Annotated in this window: 16 protein-coding genes and 1 other RNA gene; 13 read left to right on the forward strand and 4 right to left on the reverse strand. The window is 36.4% G+C overall.

The genetic code is table 11. The annotated features are described in order from the left end of the window. The first annotated feature begins 24 nt into the window (after positions 1-24). Together IGL98_RS08190 and IGL98_RS08195 are read left to right on the forward strand one after the other, a co-directional pair. The gene (locus tag IGL98_RS08190) at positions 25-1695 is read left to right on the forward strand and encodes a peptide ABC transporter substrate-binding protein (RefSeq protein ID WP_206842229.1); all 1671 of its coding nucleotides are present in this window, start codon (positions 25-27) and stop codon (positions 1693-1695) included. Positions 1696-1939: 244 nt separating this feature from the next. After that, a complete protein-coding gene (locus tag IGL98_RS08195) occupies positions 1940-3541 on the forward strand; it encodes a CTP synthase (protein ID WP_206842231.1) in 1602 nt (533 codons plus the stop codon). 53 nt (positions 3542-3594) lie between these two features. Here IGL98_RS08195 and IGL98_RS08200 read toward each other — a convergent pair whose 3' ends face one another. Next, positions 3595-5925, reverse strand: a complete 2331-nt coding sequence (locus IGL98_RS08200; RefSeq protein ID WP_206912107.1) for a PBP1A family penicillin-binding protein — start codon at positions 5923-5925, stop codon at positions 3595-3597. After that, a complete protein-coding gene (recU, locus tag IGL98_RS08205; RefSeq protein ID WP_206842236.1) occupies positions 5915-6556 on the reverse strand; it encodes a Holliday junction resolvase RecU in 642 nt (213 codons plus the stop codon). Before recU ends, IGL98_RS08200 begins: the two co-directional genes overlap by 11 nt. Before the next feature lie 61 nt (positions 6557-6617). On the opposite strand from recU, the gene IGL98_RS08210 reads away from it, so the two are divergent. The 7 genes from IGL98_RS08210 (at position 6618) to nth (ending at position 12337) form a co-directional block, all read left to right on the forward strand. Further along, positions 6618-7157, forward strand: a complete 540-nt coding sequence (locus tag IGL98_RS08210; RefSeq protein ID WP_206842239.1) for a DUF1273 domain-containing protein — start codon at positions 6618-6620, stop codon at positions 7155-7157. 96 nt (positions 7158-7253) lie between these two features. After that, entirely contained in the window at positions 7254-7685 is a 432-nt protein-coding gene (gene gpsB, locus IGL98_RS08215; RefSeq protein WP_206842242.1) for a cell division regulator GpsB, read from the forward strand. 23 nt (positions 7686-7708) lie between these two features. Beyond that, positions 7709-8123, forward strand: an RNA gene (gene rnpB, locus IGL98_RS08220) — RNase P RNA component class B. Between the two features lie 130 nt (positions 8124-8253). After that, complete coding sequence (locus IGL98_RS08225; protein WP_206842244.1) at positions 8254-9417, forward strand: THUMP domain-containing class I SAM-dependent RNA methyltransferase; 1164 nt, start codon at positions 8254-8256, stop codon at positions 9415-9417. 9 nt (positions 9418-9426) lie between these two features. Continuing rightward, the gene (locus IGL98_RS08230; RefSeq protein ID WP_206912108.1) at positions 9427-10926 is read left to right on the forward strand and encodes a carboxypeptidase M32; all 1500 of its coding nucleotides are present in this window, start codon (positions 9427-9429) and stop codon (positions 10924-10926) included. Between the two features lie 35 nt (positions 10927-10961). Further along, positions 10962-11678 carry a DnaD domain protein gene (locus IGL98_RS08235; RefSeq protein ID WP_206842249.1) on the forward strand — a complete coding sequence of 239 codons (717 nt, stop codon included), beginning with the start codon at positions 10962-10964 and terminating at the stop codon, positions 11676-11678. Between the two features lie 11 nt (positions 11679-11689). Then, the gene (gene nth / locus IGL98_RS08240) at positions 11690-12337 is read left to right on the forward strand and encodes an endonuclease III (RefSeq protein WP_206842251.1); all 648 of its coding nucleotides are present in this window, start codon (positions 11690-11692) and stop codon (positions 12335-12337) included. A 57-nt stretch (positions 12338-12394) separates the two neighbouring features. Here nth and IGL98_RS08245 read toward each other — a convergent pair whose 3' ends face one another. Next, positions 12395-14197 (reverse strand): glycerophosphoryl diester phosphodiesterase membrane domain-containing protein, encoded by a 1803-nt coding sequence (locus tag IGL98_RS08245; RefSeq protein ID WP_206912109.1) that lies wholly within the window; start codon positions 14195-14197, stop codon positions 12395-12397. A gap of 92 nt (positions 14198-14289) precedes the next feature. Next, entirely contained in the window at positions 14290-14889 is a 600-nt protein-coding gene (locus IGL98_RS08250; protein ID WP_206842255.1) for a TVP38/TMEM64 family protein, read from the reverse strand. A gap of 287 nt (positions 14890-15176) precedes the next feature. Between IGL98_RS08250 and IGL98_RS08255 the strand changes: the two genes are divergently transcribed. The 4 genes from IGL98_RS08255 (at position 15177) to rplS (ending at position 18418) form a co-directional block, all read left to right on the forward strand. Further along, positions 15177-16544, forward strand: a complete 1368-nt coding sequence (locus IGL98_RS08255; protein WP_069644561.1) for an Nramp family divalent metal transporter — start codon at positions 15177-15179, stop codon at positions 16542-16544. 118 nt (positions 16545-16662) lie between these two features. Next, complete coding sequence (gene rimM, locus IGL98_RS08260) at positions 16663-17187, forward strand: ribosome maturation factor RimM (RefSeq protein ID WP_206912110.1); 525 nt, start codon at positions 16663-16665, stop codon at positions 17185-17187. Beyond that, positions 17177-17926, forward strand: a complete 750-nt coding sequence (gene trmD / locus IGL98_RS08265) for a tRNA (guanosine(37)-N1)-methyltransferase TrmD (protein WP_069644563.1) — start codon at positions 17177-17179, stop codon at positions 17924-17926. The genes rimM and trmD overlap by 11 nt, the downstream gene beginning before the upstream one ends. Positions 17927-18070: 144 nt before the next feature. Beyond that, positions 18071-18418, forward strand: a complete 348-nt coding sequence (gene rplS / locus IGL98_RS08270) for a 50S ribosomal protein L19 (RefSeq protein ID WP_069644564.1) — start codon at positions 18071-18073, stop codon at positions 18416-18418. Positions 18419-18816 lie beyond the last annotated feature (398 nt).

Genomic DNA, 18816 nt, shown 5'->3' on the forward strand with positions numbered 1-18816 from the left:
AATGAGAAGGAAAAGGTGGAACGTATGAAAAAAGGGTTAAAACAAAGTATAACATTGATTACAACTATGCTGTTGCTTTCAGCTTGCGGGGGAAATTCGGGCAATAAGTCAGCAGATAGTACAGATGATAAATCTGTAACAGGTCAAAAATCATCAAAAGTACTCAATTTGATGGAAGCATCAGAAGTGGGTTCGATGGATACGATTTTCACACAAGATGAGCCTAGTGTAAATGCACAATCGAACGTTTTTGAAGGACTTTATCAATTAGATCATAAAGACAACGTTATTCCAGCAGTAGCCAAAGAAATGCCCGAAATCTCTGAAGATGGTAAAACATACAAAATAACATTGAGAGAAGATGCAAAATGGTCAAATGGCGACAAAGTAACCGCCAATGATTTTGTTTTCGCATGGAAAAAGATGGCCGATCCGAAAAATCAGGCGAATTACTTTTTCTTAATGGATGGCACGATCCTCAATGGAACAGAAATTGTGAATGAAGAAAAATCTGCAGATGAATTAGGTGTCAAAGCCTTAGATGACTATACACTTGAAATCAAAATGGCTAAACCAGTAACATATTTCACATCACTACTAGCATTCTCACCATTTTTCCCACAAAACGAAAAATTTGTGACAGAAAAAGGCAAGGAATATGGAACGTCAAGCGAAAATATCGTTTCTAATGGACCATTCTTAATGGAAAATTGGGATCAATCATCAATGTCATGGGATTTAGTTCAAAATCCAAATTATTACGATGCAGACAAAGTGAAATCAGAAAAAATACACTTTGAAGTCTTAAAAGAAACAAATACAGTATTCAATCTATATGAATCAGGTGAATTAGATGTCGCGATTCTTACAGGAGATTTTGCGAAACAAAATAAAGACAATCCAGACTACGAAGCAATTCAACGTTCAAAAGTCTACTCATTGAGAATGAATCAAAAGCGTAACGATAAACCATCGATCTTTGCAAACGAAAATGTTCGTAAAGCTGTGGCCTATGCACTTGATAAGAAAAGTTTAGTAGACAATATTTTAGCAGATGGTTCAAAAGATATTTACGGGTACATTCCAAAAAATTTCGTTGCCAATCCTGAAACAGGAGAAGATTTTAGAAAAGAAGCGGGCGACTTAGTCAAAACAGACGAGAAATTAGCCAACGAATATTTAGAGAAAGCTAAAAAAGAATTGAACGGTGATGTCACGATCGAATTGTTATCTAAAGATGGTGATGGCGATAAGAAAGTAGCAGAGTTTATTCAAGGACAATTAGAAAAAACATTGCCAGGCTTAAAAATCAATGTAAAAACAGTTCCTTTGAATAATTCGATCGAACTCATGAAAAAAGGGGACTATGAACTTTCTGTCAGCATGTGGGGTCCAGATTACCAAGATCCGATGACGTTCTTAGAAAGCTCAGTCAGCACAAAAAATAAAACAAGTTACCGCAGTGAAAAATATGATCAGTTGATCGATGAGGCCTCTAATAAATATGCTAATGAACCCGAAAAACGTTGGGAAACATTGATCGCAGCTGAAAAAGTTTTAATAGAAGAAGATGTTGCTTTGATTCCATTATATCAACAAGCAAGAGGACAATTAGTTCGTCCTGGTGTTAAAGGAATCGAGTATCATAACTTTGGTGCAACTAGCACTTACAAAAATGCTTATATCAAGGAATAAATGAGTAAAGGTTTAAAGGTTTACTAAAAAACCAAAAATCTTCTAACAGAAATGCTTGACCTCAAATTGATTTGCTTGTATTATACTACTTGGGCACCTTTGAGAAGGTCAGAAGTTTACAACGAATTCCAGCTCCCTATTCTTTTTGGATAGGGAGCTTTTGTTTTTTATGGCTGATAAAAACAAGTTCTTCGTTGTTCACTCATCTCTACAAATCTATTTTGAGAAAGGGTTTTTTTATATTATGACAAAATATATCTTTGTTACAGGCGGCGTAGTTTCTTCGATTGGGAAGGGAATTATTGCAGCATCTTTAGGACGTTTATTAAAAAATCGAGGCTTGAAAGTAACGATTCAAAAATTTGATCCATATATCAATGTGGATCCAGGCACAATGAGTCCTTACCAACATGGAGAAGTTTTTGTCACAGATGATGGTGCCGAAACAGACTTGGATCTTGGTCACTATGAACGTTTTATTGATATCAACTTAAATAAATATTCAAACGTAACAACTGGGAAGATTTATTCAGAAGTATTGAGAAAAGAGCGTAAAGGTGAATATTTAGGTGCAACAGTACAGGTCATTCCTCATATTACTAATGAAATCAAAGACAAAATCATGCGTGCAGCTACCATGACGGATGCTGATATCATTATTACAGAAGTTGGCGGGACAGTTGGAGATATCGAATCACTACCATTTTTAGAAGCATTGCGTCAGATGAAAGCAGATGTGGGTAGTGACAACGTAATGTACATTCATACAACACTAATCCCTTACTTAAAAGCGGCTGGCGAAATGAAAACTAAACCAACACAACATAGCGTAAAAGAATTACGCAGTTTAGGGATTCAACCAAACATTTTAGTGGTTCGTACAGAATTACCAGTTTCTCAAGGAACAAAAAATAAATTAGCTCAATTTTGTGATGTAGCACCAGAAGCTGTTATTGAGTCACGTGATGTAGAAACACTGTATTCTATTCCATTGGCTCTACAGGCACAAAACATGGACCAAATCGTCTGTGATCACTTAAAAATAGAAGCACCAGTTGCTGATATGACAGAATGGCGTGCATTGGAAGAAAAAGTATTAGGCTTGAAGAAAACAACTAGAATTGCCTTAGTTGGTAAATATGTTGAACTTCCGGATGCTTATCTTTCAGTAGTCGAAGCGTTGAAACACGCTGGTTTTGCTTTTGATTCTGATATTGCGATCGATTGGATTGATTCACAAGAATTAACTGAAGAAAACGTTGCAGATATTTTAAAAGATGCAGATGGAATCCTTGTACCAGGCGGATTTGGAGATCGTGGAGTAGAAGGGAAGATCGAAGCAATTCGTTTTGCTCGTGAAAACGATGTGCCATTCTTAGGTATTTGTCTAGGCATGCAAATGGCTTGTGTCGAGTTTGCTCGTAATGTTGTAAAATTAGAAGATGCAGGTTCTGCTGAAAATAATCCAGATATTCTTAACAACATTATTGATTTGATGGCGGATCAAGAAAATGTTGAAAATCTTGGTGGAACGTTACGTTTAGGCTTGTATCCATGTAAACTTAAAAAAGGCAGTGTTACTGCTGCCGCTTACGAAGGACAAGAAGTTGTTCAAGAACGTCATCGTCATCGTTATGAGTTCAATAATAAATACCGTGAATTATTTGAAGAAAACGGCTTGGTCTTTTCTGGTGTTTCACCAGATAATCGCTTAGTTGAAATTGTTGAGTTGCCAGAGAAGAAATTCTTTGTTGCTTGTCAGTTCCATCCAGAATTGATTTCTAGACCAAACAGACCTCAGCATTTGATCAAAGGATTTGTTGAAGCGGCTTTAAGTAATCAATAAACTAAAAGGTACGATATCTGCAAGTGAGATATCGTACCTTTTTTGTCTTTATATCAGCCAGGAGATGATCGTCTTCTGGCTGCATTATTTTGTATAACAGGTGGTGTAGTCGATTCTTGTGGCGGTTCACTACTTGGCAAGCCCTCGGTCGGCGTAGTTGATACCGGAGGTTCTGTTTGCTGAGTAGAAGAAGCTGGGACTTCATTAGATTGAGTTGATGATGGCTCAGTTTGTGAAGCGACAGTAGAGCTGCTTATTGTTCCTGGTTCAGAACTTACAGGACTTTCCCACGATGAAGAACTTTCGTTACCGGAGTTTGAAGGCAATAATTGTTCTTCAAAAGCACCTTTAACATACAATTCACTACCAGAGCGTATTACAGTATCAGGCATGACCCAATCGTCATTAGAGACACCTTCAGATAAATAAGTCATCATTTCACGGTAAACATCAGAAGCAGTTCCCCAGTATTCGTAAGGAATAGGAGTTAAACGCTGTTTATAGCCTGTCCAAACTGAAACTGCATAATGAGGTGTATAACCGACGAAAGTGCTGTCTGGCGCAATACTAGACGATTCAGAGGCACCTATTTTAGCAAGGTCATCTTCTGTATAGTTGGCGGTTCCCGTTTTACCAGCTTGGATCAATCCTGGAATGCCTGCATTAAAGGCTGTACCGCCAGAGATAACATCTTTAAGCATATCAGTCATCATATAGGCAGTTGAATCTTTCATAGCACGTTTGCTTTCGGTTTCAGTGACATCTTCTGAGCCATCTTGATAGACTACTTTACTAACGTAATACGGCTTATTGTAAACACCCAAATTAGCAAACGCCGCATAAGCAGCTGCTAATTTCAAGGAAGAAACACCATATTTATTCCCACCTAAATCACTGGTATTACTAGAAATCGCATTTGCCGCAACAAAATCTTTGAACTCGATTCCTAAATCTTTGAGGAAAGCGGCTGATTTGTCACTACCGACAGCATCGAATGTTTGAATCGCTGTCGTGTTACGAGAATACATGATAGCTTTACGCATAGTTAAAGCACCATAATATTGCATATCTGCATTTGTAACAGGAATGTTGGTTCCTTCATAGGTAGTAGGTTGATCCATCATGATACGGCCAGTTGAATAGTTTAAGTTTTCAATGGCAGGACCATAATCTGCGATTGGTTTCATCGTGGATCCGACATCGCGATCTGTTTCGATAGCTAAGTTAGATCCCAACTGAACATCGTCAGGAATATTCCGACCTCCGATTTGAGCTTTGACTTGACCTGTTTTTACATCGATTACCGTCGAAGCAACTTGGAATTCTGGATCAGGATATTGTACATAAGTATCACTATTGATGATGTCATAAAGACGCTTTTGCGCGTTCATGTCAAGGTTGGTATGAATGTCTAAACCGTCTGTATAGGGATTTTTACCCATACTTTCCACTTCAGCGATGACTTCTCTGATATAGTTGTCAACGATCTTACGGTTTTCATTTGACTGTTTTAATGGTTGCAAACCGTCGTCGATTGGCGTTGCTTTAGCATCATCATATTCTTTTTGCGTGATTTTATCGTTTTCTTTCATTGTGTATAAAACAACATCACGTCGTTCTTTAGCTACATCTGGTTTTACATACGGATCATAATCATTAGGCGCTTGGGGCATTCCAGCCAAAAGAGCAGTTTGAGGAAGTGTCAGCTCAGCTAATGGTTTTCCATAATAAGATTGAGCCGCTGTTTCCATACCGTACAAACCATTAGCCATATAGACCTTATTGATATAATACGTTAAAATCTCTTCTTTTGATTTTTCTTTTTCCAATTTCATGGCAAGCCAAGCTTCTTGTGCTTTTCGTTTGAGGTTTTGGTCTTTTTCTGTTGTAGAGAAGTAAGAAAGTTTGATTAATTGCTGAGTTAACGTACTACCACCTTGAAGGCCGCCCGTTTTAAAGTTGGAAAAGGCAGAACCTAATATTCGTATCGGATCAACTCCGCTATGTTTATAAAAACGTTTGTCCTCAACTGATACCACCGCATCTTTAAGTAACTGCGGTACATCTGTTGGTTTGATCATTTCACGTTTTTCAGCGCCTAATTCTTCAAAAACTTCATTATTGGCATCATATAGCTTTGAAGAAACAGTTGCGCTTAATTTTTCATCGTCTAATTTCGGCGCATCTTTAGCATATGACCAGAACAGACCTAAACCTGCCAGAAGACCTAGGATTCCAAGTAGGACTAACCCTAGAAATATTTTTAGAAGGATTCGTTTTTTCTTTGGTTTTTTTCCGCCATTTGACGGTGTGTTACCAGTGCTGTTAGAAGCAGGAGTATGTCCATGTCTTGCAGCACGTGATCCTATTTCATCAGTTGTCATTAATCGCAACTCCTTTGTTTGATTGAATATGTAACTTAACTGCATCCAAGTAGGGAACTCTAGGTGCAATTCCAATTTGGATCTCTATTCCCTTTTTTTCAATGAGAGCTAAAGGCAACGATTTTTTTCCAGTGCTTTCTTGTTCTGACCAATAGGTTACTAATTCTTCTCCGCTAAAAAAGAAACATCTATTCAATGAAGAGAACCACAATAGAACAAAGCAAATCCCTTTTTGAGCCATACATTGTTGGATGTGGTCGATCTGGTGTTGATGAAAGTTTTTAAAAGGGAAAGAGGTTTTATTCTTCGTTTCCTTTGCTTCAAAATCCAGATAGTATCCATTGTAGACGCCATTATAATCGGTTGTGGAGGCTTGCCTAAAGTAAGCTTCCTTAATTACAGCAGCGCTTCGACTGGGGTAATCAACTTTTACAATTTGAATAGGGGTGGGCTTTTTATGAATCACGGCTTCACTACGCATTAAATAATACGCATTGCTTTTATTGATTTCTTCTTCAAAGTCCATGCCGCGTTTACCAAATTGAATTGATTTTTGGTTTTTTACTTGTTTTTTTGATTTGGGTGCTTCATGATTGTTATAGGGAGTACCATTAGGATAATGAAAAGCCATTTCTATCACACTCCTAGCCAACATTATAACAAAAAATCTTTATGAAAGAAAAGGAATGTCTATGGAAAACGTAAAAACACTTTATGTGACTGGTTATAAAAGCTTTGAAATCGGGGCTTTTCAAGACAATGACCCTAAAATTACAGTTATTAAAAATGTATTAAAAAAGGAAATTATGGGCTATTTAGACACTGGATTAGAGTGGGTTTTGGTTTCCGGTAATCTTGGAACAGAGATTTGGGCGGCAGAAGTTGTAGCCGAATTGAAAAATGAGTATCCAGAATTAAAATTAGGGCTTATTTATCCTTTTAAAGATTTTGGTAGTAATTGGAATGAAAAAAATCGTGGAAATTTAGAAAAAATTGAGCTTTTAGCAGATTATGTGGATTCAGTGAGTCATCAGCCTTATAAATCACCAGCACAATTAAAAATGCATACACGATTTTTATTGGAACATTCTGGTGCTAGCTTGTTGGTCTATGATAAAGAATACCCCGGTAAAACTGAGTATTTTTTAAAAGATGCGGAACTTTTTTCTGAGAAATTTCCTTATGAAATCCGCTTAATAACAATGGATGATTTACAAAACTCGATGGAATAATGATAATCTGTTTGATTTTCTGACGATTTTCCTATACAATAATGCTGTTGAACTATGAACTTTTATCCTAATCAAAGAAAATAATGAGGTGTAAGTATGGCAAATTTAGTATACAGTCCAAAAGATATTTTACAAAAAGAATTTAAAACAAAAATGCGCGGCTATGATCCAGTTGAAGTTGATGAATTTTTAGATAACGTAATTAAAGATTATGAAGCGTATAACAAAGACCTTTTAACACTACAAGAAGAAAATAACCGTTTATTAGCTAAGCTTGATCAAGCTTCTAAAGTACAACAAGCAATGCCTCCACGCGGCGGGCAAGAAATGCCTAAGAGTGCAGCTGTTACGAACTTTGATATTCTAAAACGTCTATCTAATTTAGAGCGTGAAGTTTTTGGCAAAAAATTAGATGACACTCCAGCTTCAAATCCTATCTCAGGTATGAGTCACTTTAATTCATACGAAAGCAATTTACACAATCCGTATGAGCGTGAAATAGACAATTCAGAAACACGTCAATTTTAATTGATTGAATCAAACATTTTGTAATTTTCGGGTGATCGCGGTTTGAATTTATTCAGGCTGAGGAAAGTCCATGCTCGCACAGACTGAGATGTCTGTAGTGTTCGTGCTTAGCGAAATCATAAGCTAAGGTACTTGGTTGAGTAAGATCGGTTCTTTTTTAAACGAGCTGATATTGCTTTATAGAGTAACGGCAGGAAAAATGACTAAGGTTTCGGCTATGTCAAAGTACCCTTGAAAGTGCCACAGTGACGAAGCAATTTTGGAAACGGAATTGGTGGAACGCGGTAAACCCCTCGAGCGAGCAACCCAAACAATGGTAGGGGCGCTCTTCTAAAGGAAATGAACGAGTAGAAGAGGCAGATTAATTTCTGCAGATAGATGATGACCGTCGAGTGTCTTTCCCTGAGAGGCATTCGATACAGAACATGGCTTACAGAAAATTACAAGTATTCAGGATGACCTTCCAACTTTGTTGTGAAGGCTTTTTTTAAAGTAAGAGATAAATATTTTTTAGTATAGATAGAGTAATGAACAGCTCTTAATGACAACAAGAACAAGAGGAGATATAATGACAAAAGAAAAAACATTTAAACTAGTTGCTACGGCAGCGAGTGGTCTAGAAGCATTAGTAGGAAAAGAATTACGTGATTTAGGTATTCCTTGTGAGGTAGAAAATGGCAAGGCCTTGTTTGAAGGAACCATGGAAACAATCGCTGCGGCTAACTTATGGTTGAGAACAGCAGACCGTATCAAAATTATCGTTGGTGAATTTGATGCATTTAGCTTTGATGAGTTATTTGAAAAAGTTAAAGCATTGCCATGGGAAGACTATTTACCGATGGATGCAGAATTTCCAGTTGCTGGAAAATCAATCAAATCTAAATTATACAGCACACCAGACTGTCAATCGATCACTAAAAAAGCGATCGTTAATCGCTTAAGAGAAGTTTATCATCGTCCGGCAACTGTGCCTTTAGCTGAAACAGGTGCTTTTTTCCAATTAGAAGTTGCTCTTTTAAAAGACCATGTAACAATTACGATCGACACGACCGGACCAAGTTTATTTAAACGTGGCTATCGTATTGAAAAAGGTGGAGCACCATTAAAAGAAAATATGGCAGCGGCATTAGTAACGTTAACGAATTGGCGTAAAGACCGTCCGTTTTATGATCCAGTTTGTGGATCTGGTACGATTTGTATTGAAGCAGCTTTGATCGGTCATAATATTGCACCAGGTTTTAACCGTGAATTTGTCTGTGAAACATGGGATTGGTTTGATTCTGCAGTTTTTGAAAAAGTTCGTAAAGAAGCAGATGAGAAAGCAGATTATGATATCAAATTAGACATTATGGGTTCTGATATCAACGGAAAAATGATCGAAATAGCCAAAGCAAATGCGGAAGAAATTGGTTTAGGTGACTCAATCACATTCAAACAATTAGCGTTGCGGGACTTTACGACAGAAAAAGAATATGGCGTAATGGTTGCAAATCCGCCTTATGGAGAACGCTTGGGTGAAGAAGAATCCGTGCGTAAATTATATAAAGAAATGGGCGAAGTTTTTCGTCCACTGAAAACGTGGAGTAAATATATTCTAACGAGTGATTTAACGTTTGAACAATATTATGGTGCGAGAGCTACGAAGAAGAGAAAATTATACAATGGTGCATTACGTACTGATCTGTTCCAATATTGGGGAGAACGACCACCGAGAAAACCAAGAGAAGAGTAGGTGAATGTTATGAAAGAACAAGAATTTTTACAAGAAATCAGGGAAATCGAATTGATAAACCAAGCTTTGGGTTTGCTAGAATGGGATAGCCAAACTGGAATGCCGGAAGCGAGCAGTGAGTTTAGAGGCGAAGCTGTCGGTTATTTATCAGGAATGTCATTTGAGCGTAGCATAGGACCAAAAGTTCAAGAAGCTCTAGCTTACTTTGACACGCACTCGGATGAGTTATCAGAAGTCGGTTTAGCTATTTATAAGAAGATTAAAGAAGAATATGAGTTAAATCATAGCATTCCTGCTGAGCGGATGCAGGCGTATAATACTGCATTGACCAATGCTCATACAGCATGGCTGCAAGCTAGAAAAGCGAAAGATTTCGCTAAAATGAAAAACGAAATCCAAACGATCATCGATTTCTTAAAGGAATTTATTCCATATTGGAAAAAGGATGAAGCAACAAATTATGATGTCCTGTTGAATCAATATGAACCTGGGTTAAGTGTTGAAAAATTAGATCAAATTTTTACTCAAGTAAAAACAGGAATCATGAAAATCAGAGCCGAGATTGCTGAAAAAGGAACAGTCCCTCGCACTGATTTTTTATCTAGACGTGTAACAAAAGAGCAACAAAGAACCTTTGTAACGGGTGTTGCAGAGCAGTTAGGCTATGATTTTTCTCGTGGTCGTTTAGATGATACGGTTCATCCGTTTATGCTAGATTTAAATCGAAATGATGCACGGATCACAACGCGTTGGGATGAAACGAATTTTTTAATGGCAACATTTGGTGTCATTCATGAAGCAGGTCATGGAATCTACGAGCAAAGTATCGATCCAAAATATGATTACACGCCGCTTTCGACTGGTGCTTCTATGGGAATTCACGAGTCTCAATCGTTATTTAATGAAATTATTATTGGTAGTAATAAACAGTTTTGGCAAAAACAATTTCCATTTTTTAAAGAATGCACAGAAGGTACTTTTGATGATATTGATTTTGATACTTTTTATGATTCATTGAAAGAGACAAAAGCGAGTTTAGTGAGAATTGAAGCAGATAGTTTAACCTACCCACTTCACATCATTATTCGTTATGAAATTGAAAAAATGATTTTTAATGAGGATGTTTCAGTCGATGATCTACCTCGAATTTGGAATGATAAGTACGAAGAATATTTAGGGATTCGACCTGAGAATGATTTAGAAGGAATCGTACAGGATGTTCATTGGTCTGGCGGCAGTTTTGGCTATTTCCCATCTTACGCCTTAGGCTATATGTATGCGGCTCAACTGCGTCATGCAATGGGCAAAGAAATTGCTGTAGATACGGTTTTAGCTAGTGATGATTATTCTTCAATCAAAAACTGGTTAACAGATCATATCCACCAGTATGGTGCGTCAAGAAAACCAAATCAGTTGATTTTAGATGCGACGGGCGAAGCACTGAATCCACAATATTTGATTGATTACATGAAATCAATCTATTATGATGTATACAAAATCAAAGAATAACAATTTTTATCTAGCAACAGAAATGAGGAGCAGTTATGTTATCAATCAATGAATACCTGAAAGCCGGTGAAACGACTGTCTCCAATTTGGTCATTGAGAACTACCAAAAAATTGGTTTAACAGACGAAGAATTTTTATTTTGGCTACAGTTGTTCCGTTCCCAAGCAAAAGGTGATTTATTTCCAGATTTAGCTGAAATCAGTCAAATGATGGGGAAACCCATCGATGTTATTTATAAATTGATGAATCAACTCGTTTCACGTGGCTTTTTGATTATTGAAACCAAACAAAATGATCAAGGTCAAATGATGGATACGTATGATTTACTACCGATTTTTGAAAAAATTGATGTTTTACAACAAAAGCAGACGGAAAAACAAAAAGAAGTGACGTCAGAAGAAACAATTAAACAGCTTTATCAAGGTTTTGAAAAAGAGTTTGGTCGCCAATTATCACCAATCGAGCTGGAGATGATCGGTCAGTGGTTGGAAACAGACCACTATCAACCTGAACTTATTCGGCTGGCTTTAAGGGAAGCTGTGCTAAATCAAGCCTATAGTTTAAAGTATATCGATCGAATCTTGCTTGCTTGGGAGCGTAAAAATATTACCACGAAAGAGCAAGTAGCAGAAGATCAAAAACGTCGAAAACAGGCGCTGATCCAAAAAGAAATCGAGCAACAAGGTGACAAAAACGAGCCAATTCCTAAGGTTACTTTACACAATTGGCTTAATCCAGAAGATAGTGAGTAGGAGGTAGATAAATGCTTTCTAAAGAGAAAACAATGGAAGCAATAGAAATCATGTATGATATGTTCCCAGAAGCTGCATGTGAACTTACCCATAAAAGCCCCTTTCAATTATTGATCGCTGTTATTTTAAGTGCTCAAGCAACGGATGTTTCTGTGAATAAAGCAACACCTGCATTATTTGCTGCATATCCAACACCTGAGGCACTTGCCGCGGCTCCAATAGAAGATATCATTCAGAAAATTAAAACGATTGGTTTGTATCGAAATAAGGCAAAGAATATTAAAGCGTGTGCTGAACAATTACTGGATCAGTTTGATGGAAAAGTACCCGAAACGCGTGAAGAGTTAGTTTCTTTACCAGGTGTTGGCCGTAAAACGGCTAATGTGGTAATGGGGGATGCTTTTGGCGAACCAGCTATCGCAGTGGATACTCATGTTGAACGTGTGTCAAAACGTTTACGAATTTGTAAACTAGACGCAAATGTAATGGAAGTCGAGCAAACATTGATGAGAAAAATCCCTAAAGAATTATGGGTGAAAACTCACCATACAATGATTTTTTTCGGTCGATATCACTGTTTAGCACGAAATCCTAAATGTGATATTTGCCCACTTCTGTATATGTGCCAAGAAGGTAAAACACGAATGAACGCAAAATAAAAAATAGAGTGACGTAAAACAGATAATTGTTTACGTCACTCTATTTTTTGTGCTATTTTAACCAATCCCAATAACGAAATGGAATAGTTTATCTGAATAGGTAAGCTCATCTAAATCAGTTTTGATGGTTTCATTCAGTAATTTTAATTCATCTGTAACAATACCATCCACACCATAAAACATCATTCGGGTCATTGTATCTTCATCATTGACAGTCCAAGCATAGACTTTTTTCCCATCATTATGAGCAGCGTTTATAAAATTCCGATTTAAGGTTGTATATTCCATTGTAAAGAAATCTACATTTGCAACAGGCGGCCCTACAATGTTAAATGGCAGAATATAGCCAACGTAAAACTTAGGTTCTTCTTCCTTTAACTGTGTTGCTGTATCAAAGGTCAACGTGTGAAGAATATGCTTTTCTGATAAGATAACATTCCGATATTTTTCGGTAAATCGTTTCACTAAATCAGGGCTATCTTGTGGGGTTGTTTTGATTTCGATCAACAATTTTTGCTGTAATTTTTTGGCTTTTTCGAGATACTCATCAAAAGAGCAAACTTTCGCTTCCATACCATTTTCTTTAGCAGTTAACTGGGTCAATTCATCTAATGTCAGCTGATTTGGTCTTTTATTAACACCTGTAAGTTTTTTTAGATTGAAATCATGCATGACAACAAATTGCTTGTCTTTAGTTTCTTGTATATCCATCTCTACGTATGTAGGATGTTCTAAACTTGTTTTTTCCAGAGCAGGTAACGTGTTTTGAACGCCATTTGCTGCGTCGACACCTCTATGAGAGATCGTTAGTGGTTCTGTGACGGATGGGTTACTTAAATAATTTGTATTATAAGTACCAACACCAATTCCAAGAATAGCTGCGGTAAAAGCAAATAATCCGATTTTAAAAGCGGTCCATTCTTTTCTTTGTTGTTTTGGCTGATCGAAATACCATTGTGGTAGCTCAGGTAAAAAGCCTTCATCATTCATGTAATCGATCGTGATATAAAAAATTCCGACGGTAGAAAAAACAATATTAAGAAGTAAAATAAATTGTAATAGCGTCATAGCAATCACTGCACTAACTAAAGTATAACTAGGAATCGCCGTTTCAATAATCGCTTGGGCACTTAGTATCACCGTATAGCTAATCACGAAAACCAAAAGAATACTTCCACCGATTACAATAAATTGGCCTAAGATTCTAAAGAAGTGATTTTGGGTTGAGCGCCAGCTTTCTTTGATTGCTTGGCGAAAGGGAACATCTCGTAAAATCATTTCAGGCAATGCAAAAATCAAACGAATAGAAAGGTAGAAGAAAAGTAAGTAACCTAAAACGACTAAAGCAATAATCGTTACACGATTGGCGAAGATAAAGTCCATAATAAATGCTGGAATTTTTATTTTTGATAATAAATCTGAATTAAAACCTAGACCACTAAGCGGTAACACTAAGAAAAAATAGAATAGGAAAAAAAGAATCGTGCTAAATCGAATTTTTTTAAGTTGGAGAATCGTTCCTTTAAGCAAATTTGTTAGAGAGATCGGTTCTTTTTTCTTTATGAAGAAAATGCTCAAAAGTAAAAAAGTAAATTCAAAGAAGACCGCAATTACAATTGCTAACAACACAATGATCAATGCGATCAATACGCCAGGATGTTTAGCAAAGATGATTGGAATTGTATCATAAGATAGGTAGTTGATTTTCCCTTGTTTTAAGATAAAACGTGTCGAGCTGGCCAAAAGAGGGAGTAGTACAAACAGCATAAAACCATGCATCAATAAAACATCGCGAAAATATGCCGAAGTACCTGCAAAAAAATCAATCATATTTTTAAAACTATTTTTTATGTATTTCATTATTTTATCCACCCCTACAAAACTAAAATAAAAGAAGATAGGATACTGTTGCATCCTATCCCAACCATGTTTCCATTATATATTTTTAAGCTCTAAAAGCCTAGTAAACCGTTTAAGAATGTGCCACCATAAATCAAGGCTAAACTATACAAGAAGATTGAAACAGGTTTTGCTAAGATAATGATCAATGTAAATTTCTTTAAGGACATTTTAGTCAAACCAGCCATTAAACAAAGTGCATCATCTGGTGCAATTGGTAGAAAAATAGCTAAAGCGAAGAGACGTTCAAAACGTTTTTCATTATCCAACCAACCAATATATTTATTATAGGTCTTGTCACTGACTAAACTTAGAATAAAAGGTTTTCCATATTGTCGACCTAAAAGGAAAATAATCACAGAACCAATTGCAATCCCTACATAATTATAGATGAATCCAGCAAAAGGGCCAAATATCAGAACACCTGCAGCACAACTGATGCCGCCGGGTATGATTGGAATAACGACTTGAATGATCTGAATCAACATAAATAGTATAGGACCTAAGATAACAGAGTCACCGACTAATCCTCTCAAAGCATTAATATCTTTAAAAACACCTAATCGTACAAAATAAATCGTCACAGCAATAGTTGCGATAATTCCTACGATTGAAATAATGTTAATAATTTTTCTTGAAAGCGCGATGCTCATATCCTTCATCTCCTTATTAATAACTACCTCTAGTATAAAAGCCTTGTCATAATTTTACCATTGTTATTTATGAAATTTCACGAACAAAGTTGTAAGAACCAACTTGTTACGATTATTATACAAAGAACTGGTGTTAAAAACATCCTACTTTAGCCCTAAATAAAAAAAACCGAGTGTTTCCTATTTACAAGAAACAATGAGAGGATTATAATTGTTTTAAGGATTATGGTGCGCCTAAAAATATAATAATATAAACCTGATAATTTATAGTTGGAAGAAGGATCAACATGAAAGAAGAGAAAAATGAAGCAGAAAAGTTGTTGGAATATGCAAATGGCCCTAGTTTAGAAGAAATAAATAATACCGTTGATGTACCGAAAAATGCTAGTTTTTGGCGAACATTGATGGCTTATAGTGGGCCAGGGGCGCTTGTAGCAGTTGGTTACATGGACCCAGGAAATTGGATCACATCGATTGCTGGTGGTGCAGAATATAAATATGCCTTACTGAGTGTTATCTTATTATCAAGTTTGATTGCTATGTTACTTCAGAGCATGGCGGCTAAATTAGGGATTGTGACAGGAAGAGATTTGGCTCAGGCGACTAGAGAACATACAAGTAAAAAAACAGGCTTTGTTCTATGGATCATTACTGAACTTGCAATCATGGCAACAGATATTGCTGAGGTAATTGGTGGTGCGGTTGCGTTACAATTATTATTTGGTTTCCCATTATTGATTGGTGTATTGATTACAACTTTTGATGTTCTATTGTTATTACTGTTAACGAAACTAGGTTTTAGAAAAATCGAAGCTATCGTGGCTTGTTTGATTGCAGTTATCTTTTTTGTTTTTGCGTATGAAGTAGCACTAGCGGATCCAAATATTGGTGAAGTACTTCGCGGTTTTATTCCAGATACGAGAATTGCGACTGACAAATCAATGCTGTTTTTAGCATTAGGAATCGTTGGGGCAACGGTTATGCCTCATAATTTATACTTGCATTCATCGATTGCTCAAGCAAGAAAATTCGATCGTAATGATGATAAGGAAAAGGCGAAAGCCATTCGTTTTACGATTTGGGATTCCAATATTCAATTGACTATTGCCTTTATTGTTAATTGCTTGTTGCTGATTTTGGGTGGCGCTTTGTTTTATGGAACGAATAGTGATCTTGGTAAGTTTGTGGATTTGTTTGACGCATTGAAAAACCCTGATATCGTTGGGAATATTGCAAGTCCAGTCTTAAGTATTCTATTTGCGGTAGCGTTACTTGCTTCAGGTCAGAACTCAACGATCACTGGAACACTTTCAGGACAAATTGTTATGGAAGGGTTTATTCATTTGAAAATGCCGCTGTGGATGCGTCGGGTCGTGACACGTTTGATTGCGATCGTACCAGTAATTATTTGTGTGATTCTTTATGGTGGAAGAGAATCAGCGGTAGAGGATTTGTTGTTGTACACCCAAGTATTTTTAAGTATCGCATTACCAATTTCAATTATTCCTTTAACGATGTACACAAGTGATAAAAAAATTATGGGTCGATTCGCTAATCCGATGTGGGTGAAAGTTTTAGCTTGGATTATTGCGATTGTATTGACCGCATTGAACCTATTCTTGATTTATGGCACTTTAACAGGGGTAAATGCTTAAAACAGAAGAAGAAAGCGATTCTTAGTTGAATGGCTTTCTTTTTACGTATATATAATAGAATTCGCAGTACAGAAATGGTAGAATGAAAAAGACTAAAATTTTGAAATGAGGGTTTTAAGTGACTGAATATTTAAATGTTGGAAAAATCGTCAATACTCAAGGCTTAAAAGGCGAAGTGCGAATAATTTCTCAAACGGATTTTCCAGAACTACGCTATAAAAAGGGATCAGTTTTGACATTATTTCAAGAAAAAAAAGCGCCAATTGAATTAACGATCAAAACGCATCGAAAACATAAAAATTTTGATATTGTCACATTTGAAGATCATTTTTCAATCAACGATGTCGAAAAATACCGTGATGGAATTTTGAAAGTGTCAAAAGAAGGCTTAAAGGATTTACCAGGAGATGAATTTTATTATCACGAAATCATTGGGTTGACTGTTATTGACGAAAACGATGAAGAACTTGGTAAGATCAAAGAAATTCTTTCACCAGGGGCAAATGATGTCTGGGTTGTTCAAAGACCCAAGAAAAAAGACGCCTTAATTCCCTATATCGAATCGGTTGTTAAGTCGATTGACTTAGAAGAAGGCATCGTTCGTGTAGAAATTCCAGAAGGTTTGATTGACGATGAAAATTGATGTGTTGACGCTTTTTCCAAGAATGTTTGAAGGTCCGATGGGAGAATCGATCATTGGAAAAGCTGTAGAAAAAAATTTATTAGAAATCAATGTTTCAAATTTCCGTGATCATTCTGATAATAAGCATCAGTCTGTTGATGATTATCCTTATGGTGGCGGGGCAGGAATGTTATTAAAAGTTCAGCCAATTTATGATAACTTACGAAGAATTGAAGAAGCATCGCCAGAAACGAAAAAACGTGTGATTTTACTGGATCCGGCAGGTAAACGGTTTGACCAAAAAATGGCGGAAGAATTTTCTGAAGAAGAGCACCTAGTTTTTATTTGCGGTCATTATGAGGGATACGATGAACGTATTCGTTCTTTAGTTACGGATGAAGTTTCATTAGGCGACTACGTTTTGACTGGTGGAGAATTAGGTGCAATGGTTATGATCGATGCAACGGTTCGGTTACTTCCTGATGTGTTAGGGAATAAACTATCTGCGCAAACCGACTCGCACTCAACAGGATTGTTGGAACATCCGCAATATACACGCCCTGCTGAATTTAAAGGAATGAGTGTACCAGAGGTTTTAACAAATGGTAATCATAAATTGATTGCAGAATGGCAGTTGAAAGAATCTTTACGTAGAACTTATTTAAGACGCCCTGATATGCTGGAAACTCTTGAACTTGATGATGAAATGAAAAAATTCCTTACTGAAATCATTGAAGAAGAAAAGATAGCAGATCATTAGAAAATAAGATGCCTTTAAAGAAAAATCCCTTTACAGCAACGAAGAGCTATGTTAAACTATTTCAGTGAGTGCAAAGCGCTCAACTATTACGATATTCCGCTGTGGCAGAGGCCATATGAATGTTTGGAATGAGGAGAAAAAAGAATGAATCCATTAATTCAAGAATTAACACAAGATCAATTACGTACGGATATCCCTGCGTTTCGTCCTGGAGATACTGTTCGCGTACATGCGAAAGTAGTCGAAGGAACACGCGAACGTATCCAATTATTTGAAGGAGTTGTTATCGGACGCCGCGGCGCTGGTATCAGCGAAACTTATACAGTACGTAAAATTTCTAACGGTGTTGGTGTGGAACGTACATTCCCATTACACACACCACGTGTTGCCCAAATCGAAGTAGTTCGTTATGGTAAAGTTCGTCGTGCGAAACTTTATTACTTACGTGCATTACACGGTAAAGCAGCTCGTATTAAAGAAATTCGTCGTTAAAAACTTGTTATTTATTAACAATAAACCCCTTGATAATCAAGGGGTTTTATTTTTTTGCCACAACATGAAATTACATCATTTCAGCAATTCTTCATTTGTATCTGCTAAACCAGTTAAGTTATATAGTTATTAAACAAAAAGATAGTACAAAAGAAATCCGATGATGAGTGAGAAAACAAAGTAAGACAAAGCGATATATAAATCAAGTTTTTCTCCTGTTGTTCTGTATTTGAATAATGATAAAATACCCAATATAAAGAAAATTATTGATAAGATCACTATTTTCACCTCGAAAATAATTGTAACAGCTTGAAATGAATATTAGCAAAAATTTTGAATTAACCACAACAATTATATCAACAACATTGTCTATATAAATTTACTTAGCAGTTCAATTA

This window comes from Enterococcus sp. DIV0840 (genome assembly GCF_050527835.1).
GTDB lineage: Bacteria > Bacillota > Bacilli > Lactobacillales > Enterococcaceae > Enterococcus_L > Enterococcus_L ureasiticus.

Excerpts from the sequence above, each read along its gene's own strand:
- IGL98_RS08190 (WP_206842229.1), top strand. The coding sequence starts at position 25 with ATGAAAAAAGGGTTAAAACAAAGTATAACATTGATTACAACTATGCTG.
- IGL98_RS08195 (WP_206842231.1), top strand. The coding sequence starts at position 1,940 with ATGACAAAATATATCTTTGTTACAGGCGGCGTAGTTTCTTCGATTGGG.
- IGL98_RS08200 (WP_206912107.1), bottom strand. The coding sequence starts at position 5,925 with ATGACAACTGATGAAATAGGATCACGTGCTGCAAGACATGGACATACT.
- recU (WP_206842236.1), bottom strand. The coding sequence starts at position 6,556 with ATGGCTTTTCATTATCCTAATGGTACTCCCTATAACAATCATGAAGCA.
- IGL98_RS08210 (WP_206842239.1), top strand. The coding sequence starts at position 6,618 with ATGGAAAACGTAAAAACACTTTATGTGACTGGTTATAAAAGCTTTGAA.
- gpsB (WP_206842242.1), top strand. The coding sequence starts at position 7,254 with ATGGCAAATTTAGTATACAGTCCAAAAGATATTTTACAAAAAGAATTT.
- IGL98_RS08225 (WP_206842244.1), top strand. The coding sequence starts at position 8,254 with ATGACAAAAGAAAAAACATTTAAACTAGTTGCTACGGCAGCGAGTGGT.
- IGL98_RS08230 (WP_206912108.1), top strand. The coding sequence starts at position 9,427 with ATGAAAGAACAAGAATTTTTACAAGAAATCAGGGAAATCGAATTGATA.
- IGL98_RS08235 (WP_206842249.1), top strand. The coding sequence starts at position 10,962 with ATGTTATCAATCAATGAATACCTGAAAGCCGGTGAAACGACTGTCTCC.
- nth (WP_206842251.1), top strand. The coding sequence starts at position 11,690 with ATGCTTTCTAAAGAGAAAACAATGGAAGCAATAGAAATCATGTATGAT.
- IGL98_RS08245 (WP_206912109.1), bottom strand. The coding sequence starts at position 14,197 with ATGAAATACATAAAAAATAGTTTTAAAAATATGATTGATTTTTTTGCA.
- IGL98_RS08250 (WP_206842255.1), bottom strand. The coding sequence starts at position 14,889 with ATGAGCATCGCGCTTTCAAGAAAAATTATTAACATTATTTCAATCGTA.
- IGL98_RS08255 (WP_069644561.1), top strand. The coding sequence starts at position 15,177 with ATGAAAGAAGAGAAAAATGAAGCAGAAAAGTTGTTGGAATATGCAAAT.
- trmD (WP_069644563.1), top strand. The coding sequence starts at position 17,177 with ATGAAAATTGATGTGTTGACGCTTTTTCCAAGAATGTTTGAAGGTCCG.
- rplS (WP_069644564.1), top strand. The coding sequence starts at position 18,071 with ATGAATCCATTAATTCAAGAATTAACACAAGATCAATTACGTACGGAT.